Source organism: Pseudoalteromonas sp. S16_S37, assembly GCF_014694405.1.
Classification (GTDB): Bacteria; Pseudomonadota; Gammaproteobacteria; order Enterobacterales; family Alteromonadaceae; genus Pseudoalteromonas.
The window spans coordinates 113,877-124,522 of record NZ_JAAUWV010000010.1; the positions used below are offsets into that span (position 1 = coordinate 113,877).

11 protein-coding genes are annotated in these 10,646 nt (G+C 41.4%); 7 read left to right on the forward strand and 4 right to left on the reverse strand.

The genetic code is table 11. The features are described 5' to 3' along the window. Nucleotides 1–11: 11 nt before the first annotated feature. Entirely contained in the window at nt 12–1,394 is a 1,383-nt protein-coding gene (locus HC733_RS07395; RefSeq protein ID WP_190364411.1) for an ATP-grasp domain-containing protein, read from the reverse strand. 4 nt (nt 1,395–1,398) lie between these two features. After that, entirely contained in the window at nt 1,399–2,334 is a 936-nt protein-coding gene (locus tag HC733_RS07400; RefSeq protein ID WP_342365997.1) for an ATP-grasp domain-containing protein, read from the reverse strand. 176 nt (nt 2,335–2,510) lie between these two features. On the opposite strand from HC733_RS07400, the gene HC733_RS07405 reads away from it, so the two are divergent. Beyond that, on the forward strand, nt 2,511–3,659 hold the full coding sequence (locus HC733_RS07405) for a M20 family metallopeptidase (protein WP_190364412.1): 1,149 nt from the start codon (nt 2,511–2,513) through the stop codon (nt 3,657–3,659). A gap of 3 nt (nt 3,660–3,662) precedes the next feature. Here the strand turns inward: HC733_RS07405 and mutM are convergent, their stop codons facing one another. Further along, nucleotides 3,663–4,472 carry a bifunctional DNA-formamidopyrimidine glycosylase/DNA-(apurinic or apyrimidinic site) lyase gene (gene mutM / locus HC733_RS07410; RefSeq protein WP_190364413.1) on the reverse strand — a complete coding sequence of 270 codons (810 nt, stop codon included), beginning with the start codon at nt 4,470–4,472 and terminating at the stop codon, nt 3,663–3,665. Nucleotides 4,473–4,498: 26 nt separating this feature from the next. Then, nucleotides 4,499–4,978: a hypothetical protein gene (locus HC733_RS07415; RefSeq protein ID WP_190364414.1), complete on the reverse strand. Its 480-nt coding sequence runs from the start codon at nt 4,976–4,978 to the stop codon at nt 4,499–4,501. A gap of 189 nt (nt 4,979–5,167) precedes the next feature. On the opposite strand from HC733_RS07415, the gene HC733_RS07420 reads away from it, so the two are divergent. The 6 genes from HC733_RS07420 (at nt 5,168) to HC733_RS07445 (ending at nt 10,537) form a co-directional block, all read left to right on the forward strand. Then, on the forward strand, nt 5,168–6,088 hold the full coding sequence (locus HC733_RS07420) for a manganese-dependent inorganic pyrophosphatase (protein WP_190364415.1): 921 nt from the start codon (nt 5,168–5,170) through the stop codon (nt 6,086–6,088). 67 nt (nt 6,089–6,155) lie between these two features. After that, nucleotides 6,156–6,884: a helix-turn-helix domain-containing protein gene (locus HC733_RS07425; protein ID WP_190364416.1), complete on the forward strand. Its 729-nt coding sequence runs from the start codon at nt 6,156–6,158 to the stop codon at nt 6,882–6,884. Between the two features lie 65 nt (nt 6,885–6,949). After that, entirely contained in the window at nt 6,950–7,675 is a 726-nt protein-coding gene (locus HC733_RS07430; RefSeq protein ID WP_190364417.1) for a transglutaminase-like domain-containing protein, read from the forward strand. 62 nt (nt 7,676–7,737) lie between these two features. Further along, the gene (locus HC733_RS07435; RefSeq protein ID WP_190364418.1) at nt 7,738–8,493 is read left to right on the forward strand and encodes a substrate-binding periplasmic protein; all 756 of its coding nucleotides are present in this window, start codon (nt 7,738–7,740) and stop codon (nt 8,491–8,493) included. 358 nt (nt 8,494–8,851) lie between these two features. Next, nucleotides 8,852–9,994 (forward strand): LamG-like jellyroll fold domain-containing protein, encoded by a 1,143-nt coding sequence (locus HC733_RS07440; protein ID WP_190364419.1) that lies wholly within the window; start codon nt 8,852–8,854, stop codon nt 9,992–9,994. Nucleotides 9,995–10,381: 387 nt separating this feature from the next. Next, nucleotides 10,382–10,537, forward strand: a complete 156-nt coding sequence (locus HC733_RS07445; RefSeq protein ID WP_190364420.1) for a hypothetical protein — start codon at nt 10,382–10,384, stop codon at nt 10,535–10,537. Nucleotides 10,538–10,646: the final 109 nt, after the last annotated feature.

Consider the following 10,646-nt stretch of genomic DNA (forward strand, 5'->3'; position numbering starts at 1 on the left):
TAAAACCAGATTTAATGGCACGGCTTTGCAACTTGCTGCCAGTGATTGACGATTTTTTCTAACTTTTTGTCTTTGAGGTTTTTCACCACACAGAGTTGTTCAGGTTTGGTATTCAGCGCTTCTACAACACCATGAGCACCAAAAGTCGCCATGATTTCTTCAATCATCTTGGCACCCACTCCTTTCACTTGAGATAAGATCTCTCGGATCTGTGCTTCATCAAACTGCACATCTTGATAGCTATTTAGCTGCGCGCCTACTTCGTCACTTCCCGGTACAGTACGCACAACCTTTGCTGGCACCACAATGCCCTTTAATTTGAGATTATCTTGAAAGTTCCACACTTCACTGGGCCACTCTTCACCTGGGCGATAGGCTGTATCTAAGATGGGATAGTTATGCTCATCAAGCTGTGAAAATTGCTCTCCACAGTCTTGGCTGGGTGTGTAGCGTGAGAAACCGATATGGCGCATAGTGCGTAAAAAGCGAGAATCAATCTTGCCTAACTCTTCCCAGTTATAGAGTGGAATATGTGGTTTAGCAAAACGCCCATCACTGAGCAACCACATCAAATATTGTCCGATCCAGTCACGTATGTAAGGGAATGCGGCGAACGCCGTGGCACATTCCAAAATACGTAGCTTGCCGTCTCTACCCAATGCGATATCGCACGCCCAATATTCAGCATTTGCTGCCTTAGATGCACGTGTGGCTAATTCCAATACACCTTTGGGCACATCTTGATAGTCCATGCTGCCACCTTGACTGGTATTGGTTAACCACTCGCCTTCTGGAGGACGACGCCAAAAAGCGCAAACAGGTTTGTGACCAATAAGCATGACCCGAATGTCGGCTTCCATCGGCACAAAATCTTGCACATACACAGGGTAATAACGTTTTTGCGATAGCAAACCAATCGCTTGCTCATAGTTATCGACCTTATGAACAAAATAGCCACCATAGTTAGAGGGTCCATATGAGCGCTTTATTATTTTGGGATACTGTGCATTTGCTAAATAATGCTTTGCTTTTTCAGGAATATAGAAAATTTCAGTATGGGGTGTTGGCAAATTATATTTGCGACAAAAGTGCGTCACATTTTCTTTAGACTTATTTGAAAATTGACTATCAAGTGATGGCAAAAAGCGCACGTTTGGCAGAGCCCTGGCAATCTCTCTAAATGTTTCATAAGCCGTTGCAGGAATATTGCCTATCAATACGTCGATTTTTTTGCGTTTTACTTCTTCAATAAAACGCGCCTTGTCATTCCCCCAATGATATGTCACTTGCTCAATTTTGTTTGGCCATCCTTTAAAGTTCGATTTATCGAAAAAGCGCAACACGTAATCTAGATATAAAAGTCCAATTTTTGGTAAAGAGGTTTTTGCAGTCATTGCTTTAAGCCACCTTGAATGTATGAAGTGCTTGTTTTTGCTGTACAGTTTTTTCAATTAAATCTACCATGGCATCTAGCTTTGTTTGGTTAAAGTTGATGCCTAACTGCTCTTGCTCTGGAGTTGCAAAGGCAGGAATGGTATTCACTTCTAGTACCACAAAACGCTCATGTTCACGGTCGTAAATCAGATCCACACCCGCTATCTCTAAACCAAGTAGCTTGCTCGCTTTGATAGCAAGCTCAACCACTTCATCATTGGGCTCCCTAACAAAAACCGACCCACCGCTCGTGATATTTGTTTTCCAATCATCTTTTGGCGCTTTACGGCCGTAACAGCCGACGCATTTACCGTCAACCACATCAATTCTGTAGTCAGTGTTGTCATAATTGATAAAGCGCTCTACATAGAAATAACGCAAGTCTGTGCGACTTAAAAATGGCAGCAACATATCTAGCGCATGCTCACCTTCAATTTTTACCACCCCTACACCACCCCAACCATCGGTAGGCTTATAGACCAGCTTGCCACCAAAATCTCTAATCGCAGCTTTTAAACCTGCGATATCATTTTTATGACACAGGCGATAGTCAGCTGTTACTACACCATGGCTGTTTAACAAATGAGAAGTACGGAATTTATCTTCAGCCAACGAGAATGCGTGGAAGTTATTGAGTGTGGGGATAGATTCACTCAATGCTTGATATAGATACAACTGATATTGGGTTTGTTGCCCCGCGTTATAGCTCAAAAAAGCATCTAGATGCTCCATGACAATGCCATTGCAATATATTTGTCCATCTTGCGCTCTGGCGTCTCTAAGGTTTAGCCCAGTTGTGGTCTCAATTCCACGTTCAGCTAATGCGTGAACTAACTTTTGCTCAATGGCTTTTCCGCCACCGTTTTCGTACATCCAAATGCCAACATGAGGTGCTGTCACTGTGTTCTCCTTGGTCCTAAAATAGGGGGGTGTGATTACGTACACTGCTATTGTAAAAGGATCTGTGTGACACATTTTTGACCAAATTGAGCGGACAAAATTTGTTCATAAAAGCTTCACCTAATTGCAACCGCATATCGCCACGATGAGCGCCAACGCAACCAAGGAACACAGTGATGGCAACATTAAATTTTGACGAATTAGCTGCACTGATAGAGTGCAATTCACATAGTAAGAACAAACTAGGCGTAGATCAGCATGGCGAGCAGATGATTGAGTTGTTAGCACCGCTCGGCTTTTCACTCACTCGCTATCAAAGAGAGCATATTGGCGACCATTTACTATTTCATACCCCGACCAAAAAGGGTCAAAAAATCCTGTTACTAGGTCATTTAGATACCGTCTTTCCAAAAGATACTTTTACGGAATTCAGTCAAGACGAGCAATGGGTTTATGGACCTGGCGTGTGTGATATGAAAGGTGGGAACTTTGTTGCTTTGAATGCGTTACGTCAATTACGCGCACAATTTGGGCCGTTACATAATATCGACTTTTTGTTGGTGAGTGACGAAGAAACAGGTAGCGATGATAGTAAACACCTAACCGCAGAGTTAGCCAAAAACTACGATGCTTGCTTAGTTTTTGAAGCTGCAGGTGAAAATCATGAAGTGGTGATAGGTCGCAAAGGCATTGCCACCTTTGAAATTGAAATTACAGGCAAAGCCGCGCATGCGGGTAATCACTACAGTGAAGGCATTGATGCAAACTTTGCCTTAGCCAATATGCTGTTAGAAATGACTGCCCTCACTAACTTAAAACGAGGCAGCACGGTAAATGTGGGCAAAATTCAAGGGGGTATAGGCGCAAACACTATTTCTCCTCATGCTCACATGATTGTAGAAGCACGTTTTTCTTCTTTGGACGAGCAAAATCGCTTGCTGCAAGGGATTGAAAATATTTGCTTTGCGATAGAAATAACCGGTGTGGATATTAGCATCAAGGGCGGGCTACAGCGTGGCGTGATGACCCCTACCAAAGCGCAACAATTGTTGCTTGATGATATTGCCCAAATACTCGGCGCCACGCTACCAACAGAGCAGCGTGGCGGCGTATCTGACGCCAATGTGGTCGCTTCAATGGGCATACCAACATTAGATGGCTTTGGTCCGTTTGGTGATGGCGATCACACTCGCCACGAAAGAGCTCTTAAATCTAGTTTTGAGTTACGTGTTGAGCAAGTATCAAAAATTTTGGCCGCTTGGTGCTTTAATGAAAATGCACAAGCGCAATCTTGCTCAGTCGCAGATGACGCATTAGCACAATAACGGCTACTTTTGACACTGTGGGCAGTAAACGGTACTACGCTGCCCCAATCTGATTTCTTTGAGTTCAGACTCACAACTTACACATGGTTTGCCTTTACGGCCATATACCAGCAATTGTTGCGCAAAGTAGCCAGGTTTTCCATCACTTTGCGCAAAGTCCTTTAATGTGGTTCCACCTTGGGTGATGGCCGCTGCAAGGGTTTGCTTAATGATTGGCGTTAAAATTTGATAGCGCTTTAAAGACACCTTTCCCGCTTCTCTTTTAGGATGAATACCCGCTTTAAACAACGACTCGTTGGCATAGATGTTACCGACTCCCACCACTACGTGGTTATCCATAATAAATTGTTTTACTGGTACTTTTTTATTTCTCGAATAGTCAAACAAGCGCTCTGCCGTAAACTCATCGGTTAAAGGTTCAGGACCAAGCTTGGCAAATAGTGCATGACTTTGCTCTGGTTCTTGCCACAAACATGCCCCAAAACGGCGAGCATCATTGAGCCTTAACGCTTTGCCATTACTAAAGTGAAACTCGATATGGTCGTGTTTTTTGAGTGCTTCACCTTGCTCAACGACGCGCAGATGCCCCGACATGCCCAAATGCAATATCACACTGCCCTTATCTGTGTCGAGTAGCAAGTACTTAGCCCGTCTGCGCACCGAATTAATAATTAGCCCTTCAATGCTTTTCACTTCATCAGGAACAGGCCAACGCAAACTGGCGTTATGGATCAAAACCTTTTTAACTGTTTGCAGCTCAATGTGGGGGGTAATACCTAATCGACTCACTTCAACTTCGGGTAGTTCCGGCATATGTTACTCAATAAAAATAATTTGATTCATGAATTGGTTAATGACAAAGGCTCAAACAATTGCTTTGCTTGCTCAGCACTTAGCAACAACCAATGTTGTTGCTGCTTATCAAATAAGTAGTATTGCTGGTTGTCATAATACAGTTGATAACTGAGCGGTAGCTCTTCTGCGGCAAGCCAAAAACGTGCAACACTCAGCGCTTTATCAGCACTTAAGGAGGTATTTGTAACCTCAAGTTCCAAGGTTTGCCACAGATTCACCAAGGCTTGAAGTTGTTCGGCACTGGCTTGCCATGAACCATCAATACGCCACGATGTGCCAATACGTTCAATTTTGTAACCAGGAAATGCCAGCGTTAATACAAAACTCTGCTCAGGCAATAAGCGCTGTGGCCCAACAGCTTCTTCTTCTGGGTTTAATTTATGATGTATCCCATTGAGAAAAAATATCATTAGCAACATGGAAAAAATAACCACATTGTTCCAAGCTTTGCGCGTTAAGCCCATTTCACACTCCTTAATCATCTTTGATGAGTGTAACGGAAATTTTCTCCAAGCAGAATACGCGTTAAATTTTGCCAAAAACATTTTTAATATTCAAAGATATACCACTTATGTCTAAAATCCATGCAATTAGTATTTTATTAGTGACATTCTTTGCTAAAATAGCGCACAAAATTTAAGGAGTTCCGTCAAATGGCAATGTATGTAGTGGGTCACAAGATCCCAGATTCAGATTCGATTTGTGGTGCAATTGCACTGGCATATTTAAAAAACAAAATTGGTGAAGCAGCAATCCCTACTCGTTTAGGTGAAGTATCACCTGAGACACAATTTATTCTTGAGCGTTTTGGTTTTGAAGCGCCTGAGCTAAAACTGAGCTACGCGGGTGAAGAAGTTTATATTGTTGACCACACTGAAAAGACACAAGCGCCAGATGATATCGATCAGGCAACTGTTGTTGGTGTTGTTGATCACCATAAGTTAGGTGACTTAACGACTTCTACACCGCTTGAGTGTTGGATCCGTCCTGTTGGCTGTAGCAACACCATCATTAAAATGATGTACGACTTTTACGGCGTAGAGATCCCAAAAGACATCGCTGGCATCATGATGTGTGCAATCTTAAGTGATACAGTTATCTTTAAATCACCAACGTGCACCACGGCCGATATCAAGTGTGTTGAAGCATTAGCAGAAATAGCTGGCGTTGAAGATTTTAAAGAGCTTGGCATGGACATGTTCAAAGTTAAATCAGCTGTAGAAGGCACGCCAGCACGTGACCTCGTCATGCGTGACTTTAAAGATTTCAACATGAACGGCAAGCTGGTAGGTATTGGTCAATTAGAAGTAATTGATTTATCAGTATTTGATGATATCAAAGCCGACCTTGAAGCTGATATTGCTAAATTGAAAGAAGAAGGTGGCCGCCACTCTGTATTACTGCTACTTACTGACATCATGAAAGAAGGCTCGCAAATGCTGATCGCCTCTGACGATGAAGGAGTGATTGAGGCAGCTTATGGCGTTAAACCTGAACAAAGCCGTGTATGGCTTGACGGCGTATTGAGCCGTAAAAAGCAAGTAGTGCCGCCACTACAAGATGCTTTTGCTTAATCACTTAAGCAATAAAAACTACTAAAAAACCGAGGCATCTGCTTCGGTTTTTTGTTATGGTCAAAACATGAACACGCTATTTTTAGAACCCGGTATATTAGCCATTCACACTCAGGTGCTAGACACACAAATGCACCAGCATGCGCTCATGCAACTTACTTTACCCGACCAGCAAAGCACTTTGGCCGTTGCAAACCAAGCGCCCGTTCACAACATGATGAGCCTTCTAGACGCGAATGTTCCGCATCAACTAACCATGCAACAAGGTTGGGTGATCCTTATCGAGCCAAGTAGCCCGCTTGGCTTACAGGCAAGTAAACTGTTAGCACACCATGACGTAGTAACTTGGCCACTTAAAGCGCAAGACAATCATTCAGATAACCTCACCGACTTACTGGCACGCGTCAAGCTCACCTATGCCACCAACTCAGCAACGTACGATGCGCATTTAGACCCGCGCATTGCCGCTTTGTTAAAGCAGCTTAATCGGTGTTTTAATCATGACTGCCTCAAGCCCGAACATTGGCTTGCAAAAGACATTGCACAATCATTGGGTTTATCCGAATCTCGCTTTTTACATGTTTTTAAAGACAATATGCAGCTACCATGGCGACCTTATTTATTGTGGCGACGACTCATGTGTGCAATTCAGTCGCTCAGCCGCGGCGAAACTGCGACGCAAGCGGCATATATCTCAGGTTTTGCCGACAGCGCACACCTTAGCCGAACTTTCAAAAAACAATTTGGTATCACTTTACGAAGCGCTATAGCCTGTGTAAAAAAACCGACCTCATAGCCAGTTTATTCAATTTTTTCTCTACATGCTCTGACATACTGCTCAAAAATCCGAGGAGTAAAACTATGCAAGAATACCTTTCACACTCACATTTACTTGATTTTAATCACCCTGATATTCAAGCGCTAATAGCATCTCGAGCCTGGCACACAATGGATCAGCCCACAGCCCTAAAAGCTATCTATGATTATGTTAAAGATGAAATATTGTTCGGCTACAGTGCCAAAGACACCTTAAAGGCGTCAGAAGTATTACAAGATGGTTACGGACAATGTAACACCAAAGGCACATTGCTGATGGCTTTGCTGCGTGCAGTGGGTATACCGTGTCGATTACAAGGATTTAAGATCAGTAATAACCTCAAGTCTGGCGTTATGCCAAGTTGGATACTAAACCTTGCTCCTAAAGAAATTATTCATAGTTGGGTCGAGGTGTTTATTGCAGAGCAATGGCTCGAGTTAGAAGGCTATATCATTGATAAAAAATACCTAAGTACAATTCAGCAGCGCTTTAGAAACCATCAAGGCACATTTATCGGCTATGGTATCGCAACTCCTTGTCTACAAAGCCCTAATAATGAGTTTAACGGTACCAACACTTATATCCAAAAAGAAAGTATCATTAAATCTCTTGGCCACTTTAATGAGCCCGACTCTTTTTATAGCAGGTTTAGTAACTTAACAGGAATTAAAAAGTGGCTGTATAGATACATTCTTCGCCATATTATTAACTTGAATATTAAGCGCTTTAGAAAGACCAGCAATATTGTCGATAACAACATAGTGATGTGAATTATTACATTCAAGGTTTTATAACTAAACTTACGATACAAAGCATTTTATCACAAAATTTTATGGGATATTCACAGCGGCTTTATTGGATATTCAAACACCTACTTGGCAGTTTGCTATTAAGTTCGACTTTATTGGCAGCTCAACCTTTGGTTTTGGTAAGTAGTGAAGGTCCACCTCATACTATTAATGACGAGACGCACAGCGGTATAGACCTCGATGTAACTAAAGCCGTTCTTAAGCGCATGGGCTATGAAGTAAAACTACTGTTTGTGCCCTTAGGCCGCGCGGAAGTGATGGTAAAAACAGCCGAAGCCGACTTAATGGCACCTATTTTTCAAACTAAAGACACCAAGAATTTTTATATTAGTGATCCTATAGTCACCTACAAACCCATGGTGTTTTCATTGAAAAAAGCACAATTGTCGCCAACAAGCATTAGTGACCTGAGTAATTATGCCGTTATTACCTTTCAAGGTGCTCCTGGTTATTTTGGAGAAGAGTTTCAAGCTATGTCTAAAAAGGCAGACTACATAGAGTCAGCTCAAATGTCTGTGATCCCCAACCTACTGAGTAAAGGGCGCTTTGATTTTGCAGTGTTAGATAAATATATCTTTTACTACTTTTACCGCTTAAACAACAAAGAGCGCTCAGTTGAACGCTTTAAGGAACATTCATTTATCCCACCAGTTAACGCCAGCGTTGCCTTTAAAAATGCAGCCCTGCGAGACGCTTTTAATAATGAATTAATACGGTTTAAAGAAGAAAAACATTATGAGCGCATTGTAAATCACTACTTAGGCCATATCCCTTTTTAGTGCTGCCACTCGCTTAAAACTTTCCTCGCGCAAAATACCATGACAACCCTAATCCATTATTGGTCTGTTGATTAACAAAATAAATCCGTTAATTTTTTCGTGTACAATCTGCCACTCACTGCGAGGCGTGACCGATACGTGCACACTAATAATACCAATTTTATTAATACATTGATCATTCTAGCGAGCTAAATGACTCATTAACTGCGTTAAATATTTCTCATGTAGAATAACTACATAGCGAAATATTTGCCTTGTTTCTAAGCCATTTATCTGTCGCAATATCTGATCACTTATTTAATGTAATTGGTATAAAAATCTATTTTACCCAGCTTAAGTTCGTCTGGAGGTGAAGGAAGTGTTTCAGCAAAACATACTGAATGCGATTAGAATTTCAATCGATGAATATCAAGGAGTTAGATTTAAAGATCTGTATGTTTGTTTTAAAAAACGTGCCGTGTTTAAATCTGGAGTAGACATTAAGTTGCCAGAATTGTCTTTTCGGTTACTTACAGTATTACTTGAACACGCGCCAATGCCTTTGCAAAACGAGCAATTACTTGAGCTTGTATGGAAAGATACGGTGACGGGGGAGGATAATGTAAAACAACGTGTTTTTATGCTGCGCTTGGCGCTTGGTCAGGATGAGAATAATTGTTACATCACAACGCAAAGAGGAAAGGGGTACTATATTAATACACCGCTAAAATGGAGCAAAAAGCCAAATGCGGTAAGTGTAACTCGCTTTACGTGGATAGTGTTAACAAGTTGTGTACTTATGGCTGCGTCCAGTATTGCGGTTTATTCTATAGTAAATAATAAAAATACACATATTACTGCACAAGTCTTCATGGATAAGCAGGAAGTTATTCGTTTAACAAAAAATGTAGACGACTTAGCTTTTTGCTTAGACGGCTATGATGATTACGTTGAGATTGCAGATGATGACGCTTTAGATGTTGCATTAGGTGATTTTTCGCTTACAGCGTGGGTTCGAACTGAAGCCTTAGGGCAGCGTGTTATAGTTGATAAACGTTATGAAAATTTTTCAGATACAGTGCAGGGCTACGTATTGTTTGTTGATGAAGGAAGACTAGGCTTTCAGCTTGCAGATGGCAATGGTGGTTGGTATTGCGAGAAACCTGGAGCTTCATGTACAACATATTATGCTCAAAAAAATATTGCTGATGGTCTTTGGCATCATGTAGGGGTAGTAGTAGATCGTGATGAACGCAATGGAATTAGTTTTTTCATCGATGGTGAACAAACCTGTCGCCATGATCCAAGGGCTCATCGTGGTACGTTAGAGAATGACATGCCGCTTCGTATTGGCAGTCGTTCCTCTTATCATACGGGTCTATTTCAAGGAGCTATTGGTGAAGTCGCATTGCACCACAGGGTGCTTAGCTCTAGTGATATCGCCAGAGAGTTTGCAAGTGGCAATCAGCGTTACTGTTATAGTATTGCCTCGAAAGGGGGGTTAAGAACGGCAGAACGATAAATTTGATAAAGACTAATGTAGGTGCATTTACCAATTGGTTTTATATTTGATGCTTCGAGAATAAGTAAATTGATTCTTACATATCATACGTTTTTAGCGTAATGCTCAAAGACCCTGCGAGGGCTTCTAGAGACCAGCCTTTTTCTTTGTTTGGTTCTGTTGTTGGGCTGACTATTCGCCATAAAGCCAAAAAGATGACGATTATGCGTTATATTGCTTTCGAGTCGAGCTATGTTACACAACATTACATAACAAAAAAGTATCAATATCATGCACTTAAACTGTTGGAGAGGCCTCTGTTACTTTAATAATTGGGTATATCCACTTATTATCGCAAAGACACAAAGTATATATAAAATAGATAAATATAAAAAATAAGGATAACTAATGGATATTTATGAATTTTTCACTTTGGTGCAAACTATATTAGCATTAAAAAATGAAGGTGGAACGACTAACGAAGACTTAGAAGCACAACTTCTTAGTTCTTTACAGCAAGGAAGTGATATAAAAAAGAGGTTAGATATAGCTAGATCAAAATAAATTGCGATAGTCCAAGTGCTTAGTAAACAGTTCTTCGATAGAACAGCGAAACTTTCGCCTGATTGATTTTGCGTGTGCCCACTTCTTTTCAATAGGATTCAGATCTGGG

Excerpts from the sequence above, each read along its gene's own strand:
- HC733_RS07395 (WP_190364411.1), bottom strand. The coding sequence starts at position 1,394 with ATGACTGCAAAAACCTCTTTACCAAAAATTGGACTTTTATATCTAGAT.
- HC733_RS07405 (WP_190364412.1), top strand. The coding sequence starts at position 2,511 with ATGGCAACATTAAATTTTGACGAATTAGCTGCACTGATAGAGTGCAAT.
- mutM (WP_190364413.1), bottom strand. The coding sequence starts at position 4,472 with ATGCCGGAACTACCCGAAGTTGAAGTGAGTCGATTAGGTATTACCCCC.
- HC733_RS07415 (WP_190364414.1), bottom strand. The coding sequence starts at position 4,978 with ATGGGCTTAACGCGCAAAGCTTGGAACAATGTGGTTATTTTTTCCATG.
- HC733_RS07420 (WP_190364415.1), top strand. The coding sequence starts at position 5,168 with ATGGCAATGTATGTAGTGGGTCACAAGATCCCAGATTCAGATTCGATT.
- HC733_RS07425 (WP_190364416.1), top strand. The coding sequence starts at position 6,156 with ATGAACACGCTATTTTTAGAACCCGGTATATTAGCCATTCACACTCAG.
- HC733_RS07430 (WP_190364417.1), top strand. The coding sequence starts at position 6,950 with ATGCAAGAATACCTTTCACACTCACATTTACTTGATTTTAATCACCCT.
- HC733_RS07435 (WP_190364418.1), top strand. The coding sequence starts at position 7,738 with ATGGGATATTCACAGCGGCTTTATTGGATATTCAAACACCTACTTGGC.
- HC733_RS07445 (WP_190364420.1), top strand. The coding sequence starts at position 10,382 with ATGGATATTTATGAATTTTTCACTTTGGTGCAAACTATATTAGCATTA.